17 protein-coding genes are annotated in these 18865 nt (G+C 38.5%); 2 read left to right on the top strand and 15 right to left on the bottom strand.

What is annotated here, in order from left to right:
• Nucleotides 1-103: 103 nt before the first annotated feature.
• Nucleotides 104-1012, top strand: a complete 909-nt coding sequence (locus AC27VX_RS04405) for a helix-turn-helix domain-containing protein (protein WP_300690790.1) — start codon at nt 104-106, stop codon at nt 1010-1012.
• Between the two features lie 32 nt (nt 1013-1044).
• Here AC27VX_RS04405 and AC27VX_RS04400 read toward each other — a convergent pair whose 3' ends face one another.
• The 14 genes from AC27VX_RS04400 to AC27VX_RS04335 form a co-directional block, all read right to left on the bottom strand.
• A complete protein-coding gene (locus AC27VX_RS04400) occupies nt 1045-1656 on the bottom strand; it encodes a hypothetical protein (protein WP_488694069.1) in 612 nt (203 codons plus the stop codon).
• Between the two features lie 54 nt (nt 1657-1710).
• The gene (locus AC27VX_RS04395; RefSeq protein ID WP_236859378.1) at nt 1711-2520 is read right to left on the bottom strand and encodes a hypothetical protein; all 810 of its coding nucleotides are present in this window, start codon (nt 2518-2520) and stop codon (nt 1711-1713) included.
• A 221-nt stretch (nt 2521-2741) separates the two neighbouring features.
• Nucleotides 2742-4259 carry a TSUP family transporter gene (locus AC27VX_RS04390; protein ID WP_488694067.1) on the bottom strand — a complete coding sequence of 506 codons (1518 nt, stop codon included), beginning with the start codon at nt 4257-4259 and terminating at the stop codon, nt 2742-2744.
• Nucleotides 4260-4264: 5 nt separating this feature from the next.
• The gene (locus tag AC27VX_RS04385) at nt 4265-7141 is read right to left on the bottom strand and encodes a TonB-dependent receptor (RefSeq protein ID WP_488694065.1); all 2877 of its coding nucleotides are present in this window, start codon (nt 7139-7141) and stop codon (nt 4265-4267) included.
• A gap of 354 nt (nt 7142-7495) precedes the next feature.
• A complete protein-coding gene (gene cysI, locus AC27VX_RS04380; protein WP_488694320.1) occupies nt 7496-9190 on the bottom strand; it encodes an assimilatory sulfite reductase (NADPH) hemoprotein subunit in 1695 nt (564 codons plus the stop codon).
• A gap of 24 nt (nt 9191-9214) precedes the next feature.
• Nucleotides 9215-10927 (bottom strand): diflavin oxidoreductase, encoded by a 1713-nt coding sequence (locus tag AC27VX_RS04375; protein WP_300690798.1) that lies wholly within the window; start codon nt 10925-10927, stop codon nt 9215-9217.
• Nucleotides 10917-11762 carry a uroporphyrinogen-III C-methyltransferase gene (gene cobA, locus AC27VX_RS04370; protein ID WP_236859374.1) on the bottom strand — a complete coding sequence of 282 codons (846 nt, stop codon included), beginning with the start codon at nt 11760-11762 and terminating at the stop codon, nt 10917-10919. Before cobA ends, AC27VX_RS04375 begins: the two co-directional genes overlap by 11 nt.
• 24 nt (nt 11763-11786) lie before the next feature.
• Nucleotides 11787-12698 carry a cysteine synthase A gene (gene cysK / locus AC27VX_RS04365; protein ID WP_236859373.1) on the bottom strand — a complete coding sequence of 304 codons (912 nt, stop codon included), beginning with the start codon at nt 12696-12698 and terminating at the stop codon, nt 11787-11789.
• Between the two features lie 23 nt (nt 12699-12721).
• On the bottom strand, nt 12722-13552 hold the full coding sequence (gene epsC, locus AC27VX_RS04360) for a serine O-acetyltransferase EpsC (RefSeq protein ID WP_236859372.1): 831 nt from the start codon (nt 13550-13552) through the stop codon (nt 12722-12724).
• A 5-nt stretch (nt 13553-13557) separates the two neighbouring features.
• A complete protein-coding gene (locus tag AC27VX_RS04355; RefSeq protein WP_300690805.1) occupies nt 13558-14796 on the bottom strand; it encodes a sulfate adenylyltransferase subunit 1 in 1239 nt (412 codons plus the stop codon).
• A 42-nt stretch (nt 14797-14838) separates the two neighbouring features.
• Nucleotides 14839-15747: a sulfate adenylyltransferase subunit CysD gene (gene cysD / locus AC27VX_RS04350; RefSeq protein WP_488694062.1), complete on the bottom strand. Its 909-nt coding sequence runs from the start codon at nt 15745-15747 to the stop codon at nt 14839-14841.
• Nucleotides 15748-15758: 11 nt separating this feature from the next.
• Nucleotides 15759-16472, bottom strand: coding sequence for a phosphoadenylyl-sulfate reductase (locus AC27VX_RS04345; protein ID WP_236859369.1), 714 nt, complete (start codon nt 16470-16472; stop codon nt 15759-15761).
• Nucleotides 16473-16553: 81 nt separating this feature from the next.
• On the bottom strand, nt 16554-16970 hold the full coding sequence (locus tag AC27VX_RS04340) for an RrF2 family transcriptional regulator (RefSeq protein WP_262912527.1): 417 nt from the start codon (nt 16968-16970) through the stop codon (nt 16554-16556).
• A 96-nt stretch (nt 16971-17066) separates the two neighbouring features.
• On the bottom strand, nt 17067-17552 hold the full coding sequence (locus AC27VX_RS04335) for a GNAT family N-acetyltransferase (RefSeq protein WP_488694059.1): 486 nt from the start codon (nt 17550-17552) through the stop codon (nt 17067-17069).
• Nucleotides 17553-17705: 153 nt separating this feature from the next.
• Here AC27VX_RS04335 and AC27VX_RS04330 point away from each other — a divergent pair, with 153 nt between their 5' ends.
• Complete coding sequence (locus AC27VX_RS04330) at nt 17706-18311, top strand: DNA-3-methyladenine glycosylase (RefSeq protein ID WP_488694057.1); 606 nt, start codon at nt 17706-17708, stop codon at nt 18309-18311.
• A 21-nt stretch (nt 18312-18332) separates the two neighbouring features.
• Here the strand turns inward: AC27VX_RS04330 and mug are convergent, their stop codons facing one another.
• The gene (gene mug / locus AC27VX_RS04325) at nt 18333-18833 is read right to left on the bottom strand and encodes a G/U mismatch-specific DNA glycosylase (protein ID WP_300690814.1); all 501 of its coding nucleotides are present in this window, start codon (nt 18831-18833) and stop codon (nt 18333-18335) included.
• Nucleotides 18834-18865: the final 32 nt, after the last annotated feature.

Here is an 18865-nt window from a genome sequence, read left to right as displayed (position 1 = left end):
AATGTTTAACCACTTAAGCGAAAAAGTAAGAATTTTTCTTGCCGGAAGTGATTCTAAGCAGAATAAAATGATAATTAAATAGAAACGGATATAATAAAAACAAATGAAAACACCGGAAAGAGTACCCTCCATTACAGCATTGCATCTTTACTTAAAGTTGAAAAGACCTTCCAATCCCTTAATCAGTGTTTTTGATTTTAATGAGGTTTCTGTTGATCCTAAAACCCTTCTAACTGCGGTAACCACAGATTTTTATGTTGTGGCTATTAAGAGTGACTGTGCAGGGAAATTCAAATATGGCCAGCATTATTATGATTTTGATGATGGGATCATGTATTTTATTGCACCTAATCAGGTGGTACAGTTTGAAGATATCCTGCTTTCTGAAGTGAAAGGAAGTGTACTGGTTGTACATCCTGATTTTTTACAGGGATATCCTTTGGCTTCTGCGATCAAAGAATACGGCTACTTTTCATATGCTGCCAATGAGGCTTTGCATCTGTCTGATAGAGAAGAACAGTCCGTCACAGACATCATTGATAATATCCGCAGGGAAACGGAAAATAATATGGATGTTTTCACTCAGGATCTGTTAATTTCCAATATCGATTTGCTGCTGAAGTACTGTGACCGTTTTTATAACCGCCAGTTTTTAACCAGAAAAAAAGTGAATCATGATCTTTTGACCCAGCTTGAAAATATACTGGATGATTATTTTAAAAGCGAAAGATTAACGATTGACGGGATTCCCACAGTACAGTTCATTGCCTCAGAAATGAATATCAGCCCCAATTATCTGAGTGATATGCTAAGGGTTCATACAGGACAGACCACCCAACAGCATATACAGAACAGATTGATAGAGAAAGCAAAAGAGTTGTTGTCTACTACAGGAATGTCTGTTTCAGAAATTGCCTATCATTTAGGATTTGAGCATCCTCAATCTTTTCACCGTTTATTTAAAAACCGAACCGCGATTTCACCCCTGGAATTCAGGCAGACGTTCAATTGAAAATGCTCCTGTGCTAAGTAACAGGATATCATTTATCTGGTTTTTGAAGAAGTAACCTCAGAAAGTCTGTTATTTTTGTAAACAAAACGGACAGGGCTGCTTTCTCCATCAGAAAAATGAAATCCAGGTTCCTGCATTCCGTGTACTACTCCATTTTGTATACTTTTAAAAAAGGTCTGCGTTTCTGCCAGATCACCACCTCTGTTGAAAGAATACTTATACAGGAGTTCACCATTCTTATTGATAAAAATGGCATAATGTGCGTCCCAGTTATTACCGCCATCACGTCCTTCTATAGTGAAAGGCATAATGGCATCTTCCAAATGATCGCCATTCAGATCGCCTATAAGAATGGGCCGTTCTGAATCAAAAATAGAACCGGAAAGGTCATCATCATAACTGAAGCCCAATTCTTTACCGAAAAAATCTGTTTTTGATGCTTTCTTAAACGCAAGCAGTACTGCTGTGGTATCAATAACGGGTAATTTTATAGCTGTTACAGCACTGTCATGGTCTTTTACCCTATTTGCAGGAGTTTGAATGGTATCATGGGACTTGGTTTCTCTAATAGTCTTTTTTTCCGGCTTGCAGCTCGCAACCATCGCAAGAGAGAGTAATGAAAAGTATATTTTGTTGAAGTACATATTGTAAAGCGTTGTATATAATAGAATATTTATTGTGAAACTAGTTTTACAGGATCACTTAGTATTTTTTTCTTGATCAACTTCTTTCTGTAATTCTTCCTGAAATTCGATTAAAGCTTTTGTAGTACCGGATTTTAAACTTCCGTTTTTTTCTCCTTCTTCCCAGGTTTTAAAAGCTTTTTCCCTTAATCCCAATGTGAAATAATAACTTCCTAATACCGTATATCCTTCCGGTTCTCCGAGATCTATAATTTTCTTGGATAGTGCAATTAATTCCGGGTGAGGCTTTATCTTTTTGGAAGGAATTTTTACGGGATCAGTTAGAAGACCGGGAGTGTACTGCATCATTTTTAATCCAAAGAGATTCATACAAGCTTTTGCTAAACCTTTATTGCACAGATCTTCATTCACTCCGGAGGTTTTCCCCGAAAATAATGCTTCAAAATCAAGATCTGATCCGGAGGAGCTCTTGGTCTTATCATAATACTCGGCCAAAAGCTGAGCTTTCTTTTTAGCATCTGCCGGATTACGTCTGTTATTGATTTCTGAACTGTCTTTTTTAGGAACCCAAACCCCTTTCTCTACCCAGTTTGAAATTCCGGTTAATTTTCCTTTTTTAATTTTGAAGACGAATATACTTTTATCAGGATAAACAATCAGGCTGTCATTCCTGGTAAAATAATCTCCATAGTCCATATCAGATATTAAGACTTTTCCATTTCCGTCAAAATTAAAACTACTGTAAAGCGTTGTATCATTACTTGCCTTATAATAACCTTGTAAAGAATTATCGGCTTCCTGTGCTGATAAAAAAATATATCCTGAGAAGGATAACAGAGTTAAAAATAATTTCTTTTTCATCATTTTCTACTTCTTTATTATTGAATGATTGTTTTTTACAAAGCTATTGAATAGAAAGGGAATTTAATTAGCTGATTTCAGGTATTTTTTCCGTTTGAAAAGAAATTAGGGGTTAAAAAAACTGAATAATGCCTAAGATTGATCATTTGAATTCATATTTCAAGTGTTCTTAACTAAAAAAGCTCCCTTTTAGAGAGCTTTTCAATCCATACATGCTTGCAGTTTTACATGAAAGATTTGATGATAGAAATAAGACTCATGATGATCACTACTATCCCAACTACTATAAACATCTTTTTGGTGGGAAGTTTTGAGGTAAGCATCGCTGAGAAAGGTGCTGTAAAAACGCCTCCCAGTAATAGGCCTAAAACAATATTCCAGTGGTGAATCCCAATTGTAAAAATGAAGGTAACAGCACTTGTAATGGTCAGCAGGAACTTAGCTACCGTTGAACTTCCTACTACATAACGGGGAATTCTTCCTTCTTTAATCAAGGTTCCGGTAACTAACGGGCCCCATCCTCCTCCTGCAAAGGAATCTATAAAACCACCTGCCAATCCTAATAATCTGAGATTCGTTCTTCGTTTGGTTTTAACGGGGTTTGATTTTTTGCTTTTAAAAGCATTTCTTAAAATATTGATTCCAAGGTATAAGGTATAGCAGGCAATAACAGGCTTTACAATATGGGCATACTCCTCACCATAATGAGACAATGTTAATGCTCCGATAACAGAACCTACGATTGCCAGGGGAAACAATACCCAAACCATTTTTTTGTTGACATTTCCCAGTTTATAGTGGCTGAAACTCCCGGCCGCCGTAGTAAAAGATTCTGCAGAATGAATGCTTGCACTTACAACCGGAGGCGGAACGTTCAGTAATAAAAGTATGGTTGTACAGATTACGCCATAGCCCATTCCCATAGATCCGGCCACAATTTCTGCCATAAAACCTGCAAACAGCATCCAGTAAAAAATATGTCCGTCTTTATTTAGAAAATACTGAATATCCCCGGAAAGATTGAAGTGGTAGACCACCAGTCCTAATATTCCAAACAAAAGCAAAATACCAATGATAGCCAGATAAATATTGGCTTTTCTCTGGGCTGTTTTGGTAATGCTGATCAGTTTTTCAATTTCCATTTCTGATTGGGCAGGAGGAATTTTTCCGTCAGACAGATATTGAGTTGTTATTTTGTTGAGTTCTTTTACTTTATAATTGAAGTCCCCTTTTAGCTGATTCCGGATATTCTGCATATTGTCCAATATATGATCCATTTCATCCGGAATAATTTCAGTGAATGTTTCCCTTAATCTTTTGGCTATCGTCGGGGATTTTCCGTTGGTTGAAATAGCGATTTTAAGATTGCCTTTTTTTACGATTGAACCTAAATAGAAATCACACAGATCAGGCTTATCTGCAATATTAACCAATACACTCTTCTGATGGGCACGATCACGGATTTGTCCGGCCAATACAATGTCATTTACAGCAATAACAGCGAGATCAACAGTATCAAAATCTGTGTCGTTATAAGCTCTTTCATGCAGTTTTATATTGGGAAACTGACTTTGCAGAGCCCTGATCTCCGGAATAATTTCCTTTGCTACAATTTTTATGACCGTGTCCGGTGAATTGCCAAGTACAGAATCTAATTTTTCAAGAGCGACTTTACCGCCTCCAACAATGAGTAAGGACAAAGTTTCAAGCTTTAAGAATATGGGATATAAGGAGTTATTCATCTTAATTATAGTTTTATATCGTAAGTAAAAGCGAGATAATACAGTCCTCCGATTTCCGGACCTGCAGCATACTGAAAGTATCGTCGGTTCAGCAGATTGGTTGCTCCTATTTTCACATTTGCATGAATGTCCGGAAGTTTCCAGGTAGCCTGTGCATCAAGGGTATAATAAGCGGGGATTTCTCCTGAAGCCAGAGGGCTCTCCCACATAAAGCTGTTCTGCCACCTTGCAACGACGGTGAAACCTATATTCTTGAAGATTTCTCTATTTCCCAAACTTATATTAACCATCCACTTCGGAGTATTGAAAGCGGTAATAAACAGATCGGATGAGTTATTGGAAGCAAGCGCATTATAGGAAACATTGGTATTAACATTATAATTTCCTGTTATATTGTACCGCACTCCCAAAGAAGTACCATAGCTTTTGTAGGTGGTATTGCTGTTGGTATAGACTCTGTACCTCTCCTGCTTACTTCTGTCAAGCATGGCTAAGACAGCTGTATTACTTCCTACCTGACTGTTTTTAGGTACTGCAACTTCTACCTGACCGAGAAATCCATCATAAATATTGTAATAGAAATCCCAATCCAGAGCGAGTTTGCTATTAAAGAAAACAGATTTGTATCCCACTTCAAAAGAGGTGATCTTTTCGGGCCTTAATTTCTGAAGACCGGCAACTGTTAAAAGCTGTTTATTATCCTGTGCTGCCTGAGTTTGGCTCTTTCCTCCATCCACATCGCTATTCACAGCAGACGTGAACCTGTCTATGGAGGAAAGAGTATAGGAATTTTCCAGATAACCAAGTCCCTCGTTCACTTTTGAAAGGCCTCCCACTCTTCTTACGTTTCCGTTATTCACAAAAGAAAGCGCTTCAAACAGTGACGGGAAACGGTATCCGTTCTGGAAAGAAGCTCTGAAATTATGTTGATTGACAGGCGAATACACAATACTTATTCTCGGATTTAGTTTGGCTTCAAATTCAGGGTTCCTGTCGATACGTAAAGCGGCATTCAGTTTTAATTTTTCATCAAAGAAAACTTTGGTAATCTGTGCAAAAGCTCCGTATTTCTGATAAGTAACATCTTTCCCGAAAGTACCATCAGATAAAGGAATATTTCTTTCATTCACAGGTCTGTTAAAATCAACAAAATTGTTTCCGTCCGGAGTTATACTGTACAACCGGTAATCTACCCCTGCAAGGAGATTAAATATTTTTACAAACCTTGTAAGATCATAGGTAAGTTCTCCCTGATAAAATCGGGATTTCTGTTCGAGTTTAGCGCCTCCCGTTGCCGGAGCTCCTGCAATTCCGGCGTTGGCAGAATCCCAGTTATTAATTCCGATAATGGTATTTTTAAGCTGCTCAAAGGCGGCTGTTCCGGGGACTACTCTATTCTTATCGGCTTCTTTACGGGCCAGAATAAAAGCATCATTAAGGTTTACTCCTGAATTTATAGTATTCTGGAGCGTTGTCTGAAATATATTTTTCCAATTATTATTCGAAAGATTGGTAAGATCCAGATTGTCCGCCAAAGGTTTAAGATTATAAGAATCTCCTGTATTTTCAACAGATACATAGGCTCTGAAAGTAAGTTCTTTGCCCGTAAGTTCTACTTTGTGGTTTTGAACGGTGGCATTTTGCAGCCGGATTTTGTTACCTCTCTGGAAAGTTCCGTCCAGCAATCCGTAGCGGTATACATAGGAAGCTTTCCATTGATCTCCAAAACGGTAATATAATCCTGCATCAAACTTAATGTTTTTCACTTCCGGACTTACAAGGTCTTTTTCCAGATATCCTGTCCTGGAAACATTAAATGTGGTTGGTTTCCCATTGTAATCCACTTTTACAGAAACCCTGTTATTCCTTTCGTCACCGTACTTATTCCACAGATCTTCAGCGGGATTGTTAACTAATGAGAAATTAGGATTAGCTGTAATCAATGAATTTGGATTCTGATCTGTGAGGTTGTTGGATATCCAGTCTATTCCGCTGAAGTAGGATGCATTTACCTTTACAGCAAAATTTTTATTGACCACTTTTGCAAACCGTATTGCACTTTCACCCAAAGAGCTTATTTTATGGTTGGCATTGTCTACATGATTGACTCCACCCCGGAAATAAACACTGATTCCTTCGGAAGTAAAAGGGTCTTTGGTTTGAAGGCTGGCCAATCCGTTAATGGCATTCATTCCGTACAATGCAGAAGCTGCTCCGGAAGTAACTTCCATCGACTGGATGTCCAGTTCTGTAGGTCCTATGGCATTTCCCAGCGGCACTCCCAATGTAGCGGATTGTACGTCTACGCCATCCACCAGCTGCATAAATCGGAAATTATTAGGAGAGTTGAATCCTCTTGAGTTAGGGATTTTCAATGTGAGACTGGAGGTCAAAAGCTGTAGTCCTTTTACATTTTCCAATGTTTCATAGAAAGAAGATGCGGGACTTTCCCTGATTGTTCTGATATCAATTTTTTCAATCGCTATCGGAGAGCGCAGTATTTTTTCAGGAACTCTGGATGCTGAAATCACAACAGCATCAATAATGGTATTCTGAGGATTAAGCCCGATGGTTATTTTATTGGAGGGAGAAAGAACTTCAAGAGTCTGGCTTGCAAATCCGTCTTTATTAATGACAAGACGGAATGGTATGGTAACTCTTGTTCGTATCTTAAAGGTTCCCAGCTGATCTGTGAATGCTGTATCTTCTGTGTTTTCTATCTTTACTTTTACAGAATCCAGTCCTTTGTGTGTTCCTGTGCTTTTGATGCTCCCGCTTAATTCGATAAGCTGCTGCTGAGCTTCGGCCAGATTAAAAAATAGAAATGTAAATGCTATAATACCTGCTTTAGGCAAAAGATTTCCCTGTTTTTTATTTTTCATTTTTTCTTCATTTTTAGGTTGAGAATGAAGCTGTCTGAACTTTTTTACCATGACAGTTTTTCGATAATGAAAATCTTCATTACGAGTGATGTTACCATTGAAGGGTTTAGAATTTTCCACCTTTGGAGGGGTGGCAAATCAAGGATTTGACGGGGGTGGTTAAACCGTGAAAATAATTACTGTTATTATTACAGTATATCTGGTATTCACTTTCCTTGATGGGGTCAAAAAGTTGAAACAGCTTTGATTGTATTGTTAGTTGAGAATTAACAACACATACACATTCGTCTACTAAAAAGAAGAGGTTGAGTTTTTTTATTTTTTTTCAGATCATAATGAAAGTCAGCCATATTTTCAATTTAAATTTTGTAAGTAACGGTATGAAAAATCACCAAATGTTTCTTCTGTAAGCCTTTTCTGGATATAAATTCCGAAAAGTTCATCCAGCGTTGTAAGAATCTCGTCTTCGTCTATATTTTCTTTAAACTTTGTATTAAGGCGCATTCCCAGACGGTCGCCTCCGATATGGAGATTATACCTGCCATATGCTGTTCCCACAAATCCAATTTCAGCATTAGGAGATCTTCCGCAGCCATTAGGACAACCTGTCATACGGATCGTGATATCATCTTGTAAAAGACCATGTTTTTCAAGGATAGGTTCTATTTTGGTCACCAAAGAGGGCAAATACCTTTGTGCTTCAGCTAAAGCCAATGAACAGGTATTTAATGCAACACAGGCCACAGAGTTTTTACGCAAAGCACTGGCTCCGTCTGTATAGCCCGAAATTCCGTACTCTTGTAAAATATTTTCAATTTCGGCTTTATCTTCTTCATGAATATCCGCCAGAATAAGGTTTTGATTACATGTAAAACGGAAATTTGCATTCCCGGTCTGAGCAATCTTTAATAATCCTGCTTTGAGAGGATATTCCTCAGTATTAAGAACTCGGCCATGTTCTACAAACAATGTATAAAACCATTTTCCTTCATGATTCCGGGTCCATCCGTAGCGGTCTTTTCGTTGTTCAAATTTAAATTCTCTGGCAGGCTCAAAACTGAATCCTGTTCGTTTTTCCACTTCGGCTCTGTACTGATCTATTCCAAGCCTGTCAATCGTATACTTTAATCTTGACAATTTCCTGTCGCTTCTGTTTCCAAAGTCTCTTTGTACGGTGATGATCTCGTAAACGGCTTTCAGTACTTTTTCTTCTGTATCCACAAATCCGATTATGGAGGCAAGACGCGCATAGGTGGCTTCATTTCCGTGGGTAGCTCCCAATCCACCGCCAGCTGCAATATTGTAACCTACGATTGTATTGTTCTCAATAATAGCAATCAGTGCGATATCATTGATGAAGACATCCACATCATTATTAGGAGGAACTGCAATTCCTATTTTAAGCTTTCGGGGAAGATACCGGTCTTCATAAAGGGGGTCTTCTTCTTCTGCTTTTCGGTCTACAATCAATTCATCATCAATCCAGATGTCATAGTAGGATTGAGTTTTTGGAAGACACATTTCACTGATCTTTCCTGCCAGTTCGTACGCTTCCTGATGCAACGGGGACTCTGAAGGGTTTGCGGTACAGGTTACATTTCTGTTCACATCTCCACAGGCTGCAATAGAATCTAAATGTTTCAGATTAAAACTCTGAATGGTCGGTTTTAATTTCGATTTTAAAATACCATGCAGCTGAATGGTCTGTCTTGTTGTAATTTTTATTGTTCCCGTAGAATGATCTTCGGCGGTTTCATTCAATCCTATCCATTGTTCCGGAGTTAAAAACCCACCCGGAAGCCTTAGCCGGATCATATAGGAATACAGCCATTCCAGTTTTTTTGAAACGCGTTCTTCTCTTCTGTCTCTATCGTCCTGCTGGTACATTCCGTGAAACTTAATCAAGGTCTGATCATCCTCTCTGATCGCTCCTGTAACGTCATCCAGCAAACTTTCCTTTAAAGTTCCTCTGAGCCCGTTACTGCCGGTTTTGATCCTTTCTACCGGTGAAAGATTATCTTTACTATTCATAAACTGTTTTCTTTTAATTTTTACAAGTACTTCTGTTCCCGATTAATAAACATCTTTTGCATATCTGCCGCTAAGTTCCAGTTCTTCAAGATAATGAAGAGCTTCTTCTTGACTGCGTTTTCCTTCATTTTGAATGATAGTCAGGAGAGTTTGCTCTACATCAAGGCTCATCGGTTCTTTTGCTCCACATACATAAAGAGAAGCTCCTCCTTCAAGCCAGTGAAAAACTTCCTGCCCTTTCTGTTCCAGCTTGTGCTGCACATATATTTTATCGGCTGTATCTCTTGAAAAAGCAAGGTCTAAATGGGTCAGGCTTCCTGTTTTAAGGAAATCCTGAAGCTCAGCCTGATAAAGAAAGTCTGATACAAAATTCCGGTCTCCGAAGAATAGCCAGTTTCTTCCTTCCGCTCCAGCAGCATCCCGCTCCCAAAGGAATGATCTGAACGGCGCAATCCCTGTTCCCGGACCAATCATAATGATATCTTTATCCGGTTCAGGCAGTTTGAAATGCCCGGCCTCCTGAATATAGAATTCCATCTCTTCTCCTGCGTTGAATTCGCTTAAAAAGCCACTGCAAAGACCATTATTTTTTTGATGATCGATAAAAAATTCTGATTTGGCCACCGTGATGTGAATTTCATTCTCACCATGAGCCTCCAAAGAGGAAGATATTGAGTAAAGACGGGGCGCCTGGCCTGTTAATACCTGAATAACTTCTTCAAATTCTCCAGCATTTTTTACAGGATAAATCCTCAGGAGATCAAGAAGGCTTAAACGCACTTCCGGAATGGAATGGCCTGTGATCTTTGCATATTGAGCAACCACGGATTTAAGTAAATAGCTGATATTAAGATACTTTTGTAAAAGCCCCTCTACGCTATCAGTTATTTTTGCCGTTTCAATTTTCTTTTTAGGATCAACTCCTGTCAGGGTAATAATTTCGTCAACGGTCGCTTTTGAATTGAATGGAACGATTCCTAAAGCTGCACCAGGCTGATAAACAATAGCTTCATCCGTTTCTATTTCAATGTGATAGGTTTCTTTTTCAGAGGTAATGTCGTTCAGATTAATGATCGAAGAAACCTTTCCTTTGTATCTTTTTCTTCCTGTAGAAACTTTTGGCGCTGAACTTTTTTGTATACGGTTATCAGTTCTTTTATTTACCGCTTCAAATACATGTTCTATCCATTGTGCAGCTTCCTGTTCATAATCTATATCACATTTTTTCAGGGGAATAATACGCTGTGCGCCTATTATTTCAAAACGATCATCTACTTCTTCTCCGGTTTTACAGAATTGAGGATAGCTACTGTCTCCCAATGCCAGAACTCCAAATTTGAGATTGCTGAGGTCAATTTCATTTTCATGAATATAATTATAGAATTTTCTGGCAAGAGCCGGTGGTTCTCCTTCTCCCTGTGTGCTTATAATCACAAAAAAGAACTCTTCTTTACCCAGATCTTTAGGTTTATATTGTGAAAGGTCAGCTAATTTAACCTGAATTCCTTTTTTCTTAATAATTCCTGCCAATACAGTTGCCAGCTTTTTACTGTTCCCGGTTTCTGTGCCATAGGCCAGAGTTATTTTCTTTACAACACTTTGAATAAGAGTATTGGTATGCGTAGGGGGCAATGTAGCCGTTAATAAAGTTCCTCCCGCAAGGCCTGCCAGATATCCGCTGGCCCAGATGGCTTCATCTCTGGAAAAATCTCCGGAGATTTGTTTTAATACGTTTAGTTTATTTTCAGACAGCATATTCAAAGAAATTTTGATTTTTAGGGACTAAACTTCCGTTCTCCACTGATTTAAAGTAAAGACCTTCTTTTTCTGTATTTTCAAGCCATGAAAACTCCTCATGCAGAGTAACGATTGTGCCCACGATGACCAATGAAGGTGAAGCAAAGGTTTTATGTCCAAAAGCAGCATTGAAAGTTTCAAATGAAGAGGTATAGACTTTCTGATAAGGTGTTGTAGCCTGTTCCACAATGGCAATTTTTTTATCACCGGAAATCTCTAGTTGCAGGAATTTCTCAACCAGGCTGGTAAGATTTCCTTTTGACATATAGAAAACAAGGGTATCATTGGTTCCGGCAAGTTCTTTCCAATAGTCTTCATTCAGAATATCAGATTTATAATACGTTAAGAAACGCACCGATGTTGAATATCCTCTTGCTGTTAAAGGCATCCCTGCATAAGCTGCTGCCCCGAGGGCGGCTGTAATTCCGGGGATGATTTCGTAAGGAATATGATTTTCTTTTAAAGCCTGCAATTCATCCAGAATATTGGAAAATATGGAAACATCGCCCCCTTTAAGCCTAGCAATCGTTTTATTCTGACGGGCATACTCCACCATTAAAGTATTGATATGAGATTGAGGAGTAGATGCACTTTTGCTGCATTCTTTGCCCACATAGATGACTTTAGCGTTTGGATTGACGTAAGCTTCCAGAATCTCCGGACTTACAAGGCGGTCGCATAAAATGATGTCTGCTTCTGCGATGGCTTTAACTGCTTTTACAGTGATCAGTTCAGGGTTGCCGGGCCCTGCACCGATAAGGTAAACCTTTGGTGATTTTATAATTGTTTTCATTGAAAGTCAGTGTTAGTTAAGGATTTAGAAGAGTCCTTCTACAGACAGATACCTTTCTCCGGTATCGTAGTTGATGGTGAGAATTTTAGCGTTAGACTGTATTTGAGGTAAATGCTTTGCTATGGCTGCTAAAGCGGCTCCTGTAGAAACTCCTACAAAAAGACCTTCTTTTTTTGCAGCATTAAGGGTGTATTCATACGCTTCGTCCTTCCCTACTGTGATCACTCCGTCCAAAAGGGTAATGTCCAGAATAGAAGGTACAAATCCGGCTCCCAGTCCCTGTAAAGGATGTGGTGCGGGACTTCCTCCGCTTAATACGGGAGACAGCTCCGGCTCTACAGCAATTACTTTTACGTTGGGATATTTTTCCTTTACTACTTTTGCTATTCCGGTGATATGTCCTCCGGTCCCTACTCCTGTAATGATATAGTCTAACCCGTCAGGAAAATCTTTTAAAATCTCCTGAGCTGTTGTTTCTGTGTGTGCTTTTACATTGGCAGGATTATCAAACTGTCTTGGTATCCATGAATTGGGAGTTTCTGCTGCCAGTTCATTGGCCTTTTCAATAGCTCCTTTCATCCCTTTTTCTCTTGGGGTAAGTACAAATTCGGCCCCATAAGCTTCCATAATCTTACGGCGCTCTATACTCATACTTTCAGGCATTACCAGAATAAGTTTATAACCTTTCACTGCAGCTACCAATGCCAATCCAATTCCTGTATTTCCACTGGTAGGTTCTATGATTGTGGTGTTTTTGTTCAATAATCCTTTGGCTTCGGCATCTTCAATCATTGCTAATGCAATCCTGTCTTTGATGCTTCCTCCCGGATTGCTTTTTTCAAGTTTAATCCAGATTTCATGATCTGTATTGAAAAGATGGTTAATTCTTACGACGGGTGTATTCCCTATCGTTTCTAATGCGTTCTGAAATTTCATATCAATGTAATTTTTTTGTTTTTTTATATCACAAAGGTTAAAGATTCAGGTAATGAACTGTTATCCTTTATTTTTATTTCGCTTTTATGATAAACCAGAGAATGGGCGGGCACATCCTGCGTAACCCATACATTTCCTCCGATAATACTTTCTTTTCCTATGGTGGTATTTCCTCCCAAAATGGTAGCCCCGGAATAGATAATGACGTCATCTTCTATGTTGGGATGCCTTTTCTGATTGGCTTTTTCTTTCGAAACATTCAACGCTCCCAGGGTTACTCCCTGATAAATTTTGACATTGTTTCCTATAATTGTCGTTTCTCCGATGACGATTCCGGTTCCATGATCAATGAAAAATGATTTTCCAATTACTGCACCGGGATGAATATCTATTCCTGTCTTACTATGGGCATATTCTGAAATAACCCGTGGTAATATCTTTACGTCCTGATTCCACAATTGATGCGAAATACGGTATACATATGTAGCAAAAAATCCTGGATATGCCAGATATACTTCTTCCAGAGAGTCTGCTGCAGGGTCAAACTCCAGAATAGATTTTGCATCCAGAACCAACTGCCCGTAAATTTCAGGTAAAGCTGTAAGAAACTCATCTACCTGCCTTTCTGTAATTTCATCATTTCCTGTGACAGTGTTGATCAGATCAAAAAGCGTTTTTTGGAGTGCTTCAAAATTTCTTTTCAACTCATCTTCCGTATTATCCCTTTGAGGCAGGAAAAGCGCTTCGTATAAATCCTTTACAAATTTTTTAGTCTTTATTTTGTCAAAAAATCCATGAATATTATTTTGTTTGGTCTCATGAATTTTTTGAATTAAGTGATCGGAAATTGCCATTATTTCTATTGAATTATACAGGCTGCAACAGTTGAATTAGAAGTTTCGTCTACTAAAATTGCAGATCCTGTTGTTTTATTATTGATAAAACTATCATAGACCAAAGGTTGTGCCGTTCGCAATGTAACTTTCACAATTTCATTAAGTTTAATATCACTTTCTATCCGTTCCCGGCCGAGGGTATTGACATTGATCTTGTAATCTACTTCTTTGACGACGGTTTTTACCAATCTGCTGTTCTGTTGCAACAGGTATTTATTGCCTGGCTGCAGTGGTTTCTGATCCAGCCAGCACAAGAGAACTTCCAGATCTTTTTCTACGGCAGGAGGCTGTTCTTCAGTGGCGAAAATATCACCTCTGCTGATATCTAAATCATGAGTGGTATGGATAACAACCGGCTGTCCTTCAAAAGCTTCTTCTTTTTCAGATCCGTTGATCTCAATCCTGGAAATTTCTGTAATTAATCCCGCAGGAAGAATCTGTATTTTATCTCCTTTTTTGAATTGTCCGCTTAACACCTGTCCTGCATATCCTCTGTAATCATGCAGTTCTTCAGTCTGGGGGCGGATTACGTACTGAACCTGAAAACGGCTTCCGGCATTAATTTCTTCATTCAGGGTTACCTTTTCAAGATATTCCAGAAGAGAATCTCCTTTGTACCAGTCTGTTCTTGTGGATTTTGAAACAATATTATCTCCTTTCAGTGCTGAAATGGGAAAGTAACTCACGTCATTCAGTTCCAGATTTTCTGCAATTTTGGAGTAGTCTGATTTTATGGCTTCGAAAACGTCTTCCGAATATTCTACCATATCCATTTTATTAATGGCTACAGCAACTTTTTTCAGTTTTAACAGTGATGCTATCATAGAATGCCTTCTTGTCTGCTCTATAACTCCTTTACGCGCATCGATAAGGACAACCATAAGGTCAGAGTTTGACGCTCCTGTGATCATATTGCGGGTATACTGTACATGCCCCGGAGCATCAGCAATAATAAATTTTCTTTTGGCAGTTGAAAAATACCTGTAGGCAACATCTATGGTAATCCCCTGTTCTCTTTCTGCCCGGAGTCCATCTGTTAAAAGAGCAAGGTCTACTCCGTCTTCGTTTTTGTTTTTTGAATGTTTTTCAAGTACTTCCAGCTGATCCTGCAAAATACTTTTGCTATCGTAAAGCAGTCTTCCGATAAGGGTACTTTTCCCGTCATCTACACTTCCTGCTGTTATAAATCTTAATATATCCATCCGTTTTTGAATTATAAATTGTGAATGATCATAAATCATTTATTAAAAATACCCTCCTTTTTTTCGATCTTCCATTGCTGCTTCTGTCACTCTGTCATCAATCCGGGTTTCTCCGCGCTCCGAAATTCTTGTGGCTACAATTTCTTCAATAACAGCATCTATAGTAGTAGCGGTAGATTCTACTGCGGCGGTACAGGTCATATCTCCAACGGTACGGTAGCGTATTTTTTTTGTCGTGACAATATCATCAGATTCTAAAAACACATATTCAGAATTCGCGAGCCACTGCCCGTTAAGGTCTACTACTTCCCTTTCATGCGAATAATAGATAGAAGGCAATGCTATTTTCTCTCTGCGGATATAGTTCCAGATATCAAGTTCTGTCCAGTTGCTGATCGGAAATACCCTTACATTTTCCCCTTTGTGGATTTTTCCGTTAAAAATATTCCACAGTTCAGGACGCTGAAGTTTGGGATCCCATTGTCCAAATTCATCACGGACAGAAAATATTCTTTCTTTCGCACGTGCTTTTTCCTCATCTCTTCTTGCACCTCCAATGCAGGCATCAAATTCAAATTCTTCTATTGTATCCAGTAAGGTATGGGTCTGAAGCCAGTTTCTGCTGGGAAACTTACCCTTTGCTTCAGTTAACTTTTTACTTTTAATGGTATCTTCCACTTTTCTTGCTACCAGATTAACCTCCAGCTGAGCAACCAGCTGATCCCGGAATTCTAAAACCTCAGGGAAATTATGCCCGGTATCTACATGAACAAATGTAAACGGGATTTTTCCGTGAAGAAATGCTTTTCTGGCCAAATGAGCCAGTACAATACTGTCTTTTCCGCCACTGAATAATAAAGCCGGACGTTCAAATTGCCCTGCAACTTCTCTTAATATATAAATAGATTCGGATTCTAACTGATCTAAATAGTTTAACTGATGTATCGACATTTTTTCTCTTTTTATTGATGAATATGTAAACCGCACTCCTTTTTGTTGGCATCTTCCCACCACCAGCGGCCCGCTCTGAAATCTTCTCCTTCTTTAACCGCTCTGGTACATGGTTCACAGCCTATACTTACAAAACCTTTTTTATGAAGATGATTATATGGTAGATGATATGCTTTTACATAGTCTGCCACCTGTTCGGAGCTCCAGTGAAGGATCGGGTGATATTTGATGATCTTATTATCAGAGTCCCACTCCAACTGCGGCATATTTTGGCGGTTGGCAGAATGTTCTGATCTCAAACCTGTGATCCATACCTGATACCCTTCCAGTGCTTTTTTCAACGGATGCACCTTACGGATCGTACAGCATGCTTTTCTCTGTTCTACAGACTGGTAAAAGGAATCCGGTCCATTTTCCGACACAAAGTTTTTCAGTTCTTCTGTATCCGGATAATAAGCTTTGATATTCTTTTTGAAAAAAGCTCTTGTATTACTCCATGTTTCATAAGTCTGTTCAAAAAGTCTTCCTGTATCCAATGTGAAAATATCAATATTGAGATCTTTTATCAGATGGGTGATGACCTGATCTTCATAGCTGAAACTCGTAGAAAAAATAACCTTACCCGGAAATCTGTCTACCAGTATCTGCAGTGCATTATCCCGAAAAGAGCCTTCAGAAGCTGCTTTCAGAAGTGTTTCAAATTCATTTTTCAGACTATTTTCCATTACTATTTGAAATTTTAATATTGCAAATATATATAAAATTCTACAACTCCTATCAAAATAGTAGAATTTAAATAAAAAAAATTATCCGTTGTTGATAAATTTAGTCAGAGTAGCCTCCATCATGCTTTTTCTTGTTTTTTCACGGACGATAATCAATTCATTTCTGAGGTAGCATGAAGCTTCGTCTACACAATCATCACAGGGTTCGTAAAAATTTAAAGATACACATGGAGTAAGAGCAATAGGACCGTCAAAGATTCGGTAAATGTCTGCTAATGAAACATCATCGGGCGATTTCAGAAGATAATACCCTCCTACTTTTCCCTGCTTGCTGTTAACAAGTTTAGCTCTTTTAAGTTCAAGGAGTATTTGTTCCAGGAATTTTTTGGGGATGTTTTCGTCTTGTGCAATAATGGATGTTGACAGAAAGCCCTGGTTATAATTCCTTGCTAATCTGACCATTGCTTTTAGCGCGTATTTGCAACGTTTCGACATCATAATTCCTGCAAGTTATGACAAATTATCTGATAAATGAAATGTAATAATAAATGAAATGAGTTAATAATCTCTTGAGTGTTTCAGCTGTATGAATGTTTACAATATAAAATAAGCCAGTTCCCTATCTCCTCTCACCAGATTTTCTGTTCTGCCAAAACCGTTTTTCAGAAGAACTTTCTGAGAGCCAATATTATCCAGATCAGTTACCGCAACTATATCTTTTTGATGATGCAGAGAAAGGCAGTACTCAACAAGTGCTTTGCATACGCTTGTTCCCAATCCTTTTGCCCAATAGTTTTCTCCTAATGTATATCCTATTTCTATCTGTTCGGGATTATCGAGGAAAGTTCTGGCAAGACCCATTCCTACGAAATCATTGGTTTGAGCATCAAATATTCCCCATCTGCTGAAGGGGCCATCTTTGTAATCCGATAATGCTTTGTCAAACATTTCTTTATATTCATCAGGTGTTTTATAGGGCAGATATCTTGTAACATTTTCGTTATCAAACAGCTCTAAAAACAGCGCAAACTCTTGTGGAACAAATTCACGGATAATGATCATGTCGTTTTTGTAATGCATAGAGATAGTAATGTGATTCAAACTGAATAATATATAAAAATACGTAAATAAACTAAAATCTGACCTTAAAAACTTTGTTGACATGACTAAAATCTGCCTGAAAATGGTGGATTTATATTAAATTTGATCTGTTAACCGATAAAAATCATTCACTTGAAACTGCCTCTTTCCTACTATTCAAATCAGGATGTCCTTTTTCTGGCCAAAAACCTTTTGGGAAAGGTACTTTTTACAGATATTGACGGTGATATAACTGGCGGAATCATTGTAGAAACAGAAGCTTATTTCGGAATACAGGATAAGGCTTCCCATGCGTATGGAGGCAGACGTACAAACCGTACTGAGATATTGTACAGCCATGGAGGACTTTCCTATGTGTACTTATGCTACGGAATTCATCACCTTTTTAATATTGTAACCTCCGTTGAAAATGAACCAAATGCTGTATTAATAAGGGCTGTTGAACCATTGATAGGCAAAGAAATCATGGAAGCCAGACGAAAAATGCCGGCTGCTAAAGCTGCGATATCTTCCGGTCCCGGATCTGCTGCAAAAGCATTAGGTATCGACCTTACTTTTAATAAAAAAGAGCTGACCGGAGATGAAATATGGATTGAAGATCAAGGATTTCAATATAATGATGATGAAATTATAGCGGGGCCCCGTATAGGAGTTGCATATGCACAGGAAGATGCCCTTTTGCCATGGCGTTTTTTTGTAAAAGGGAATAAATATGTGAGTAAACCTAATAAAATTTAATGTTAAAAAGCAGGATTAATTTTATTTTGAAATAACCTGATAAAATGCACGGTAATGGGCAACAAGATCATCAAGAGAAAATCCCCGGTTCAAGCCACTTGTATTAGGTAAAACCCAGACTTTAGCACCACAGAAGTCTTCTTCCTGCTCTCCCCACAGAATGTCTTTCTTTTTAGAAAATGCTTTATAGGCTGCCTTGCCAAGGAAAACCAGATATTGAGGATGAAATTGAGTAATTTTAGTTTTGAAATCTTCAAGGGAATTGTCAAATTCTTCTTTTGAAAGTTCATCAGCACGGGAAGTCGCTCTTGCTACAGCGGTTGTCAGCCCATATCCAAAATTTAAAAGATCAGTATCGTGCACAGCTTCAATCTCATAAGGCGTAAAACCGGATTGATGCAGAACCCTCCAAAAGCGGTTGCTTCTTCCTGAAAAATGATGGCCATCGTCTGCTGATTTTAAACCGGGATTAATTCCACAAAAAATAACCTGAAGATCAGGAGCAATAATATCTGTTAACATATCTGAATTAGATTGCAATAAAGAAGTGAATG

This window comes from Chryseobacterium sp. 14P4.3.2, from assembly GCF_057799275.1.
Note: the sequence above shows the minus strand (reverse complement) of the source record. Positions and strands in the feature narration are given on the sequence as shown.

Bases quoted from the DNA above. Each gene is read 5' to 3' on its own strand.
- AC27VX_RS04345 (WP_236859369.1), bottom strand. From the start codon at position 16,472: ATGGAAAATAGTCTGAAAAATGAATTTGAAACACTTCTGAAAGCAGCT.
- mug (WP_300690814.1), bottom strand. From the start codon at position 18,833: ATGTTAACAGATATTATTGCTCCTGATCTTCAGGTTATTTTTTGTGGA.
- AC27VX_RS04385 (WP_488694065.1), bottom strand. From the start codon at position 7,141: ATGAAAAATAAAAAACAGGGAAATCTTTTGCCTAAAGCAGGTATTATA.
- AC27VX_RS04405 (WP_300690790.1), top strand. From the start codon at position 104: ATGAAAACACCGGAAAGAGTACCCTCCATTACAGCATTGCATCTTTAC.
- epsC (WP_236859372.1), bottom strand. From the start codon at position 13,552: ATGGCAATTTCCGATCACTTAATTCAAAAAATTCATGAGACCAAACAA.
- cysD (WP_488694062.1), bottom strand. From the start codon at position 15,747: ATGTCGATACATCAGTTAAACTATTTAGATCAGTTAGAATCCGAATCT.
- AC27VX_RS04340 (WP_262912527.1), bottom strand. From the start codon at position 16,970: ATGATGTCGAAACGTTGCAAATACGCGCTAAAAGCAATGGTCAGATTA.
- AC27VX_RS04390 (WP_488694067.1), bottom strand. From the start codon at position 4,259: ATGAATAACTCCTTATATCCCATATTCTTAAAGCTTGAAACTTTGTCC.
- AC27VX_RS04335 (WP_488694059.1), bottom strand. From the start codon at position 17,552: ATGCATTACAAAAACGACATGATCATTATCCGTGAATTTGTTCCACAA.
- AC27VX_RS04355 (WP_300690805.1), bottom strand. From the start codon at position 14,796: ATGGATATATTAAGATTTATAACAGCAGGAAGTGTAGATGACGGGAAA.
- AC27VX_RS04375 (WP_300690798.1), bottom strand. From the start codon at position 10,927: ATGCTGTCTGAAAATAAACTAAACGTATTAAAACAAATCTCCGGAGAT.
- cysK (WP_236859373.1), bottom strand. From the start codon at position 12,698: ATGAAATTTCAGAACGCATTAGAAACGATAGGGAATACACCCGTCGTA.
- cobA (WP_236859374.1), bottom strand. From the start codon at position 11,762: ATGAAAACAATTATAAAATCACCAAAGGTTTACCTTATCGGTGCAGGG.
- AC27VX_RS04395 (WP_236859378.1), bottom strand. From the start codon at position 2,520: ATGATGAAAAAGAAATTATTTTTAACTCTGTTATCCTTCTCAGGATAT.
- AC27VX_RS04400 (WP_488694069.1), bottom strand. From the start codon at position 1,656: ATGTACTTCAACAAAATATACTTTTCATTACTCTCTCTTGCGATGGTT.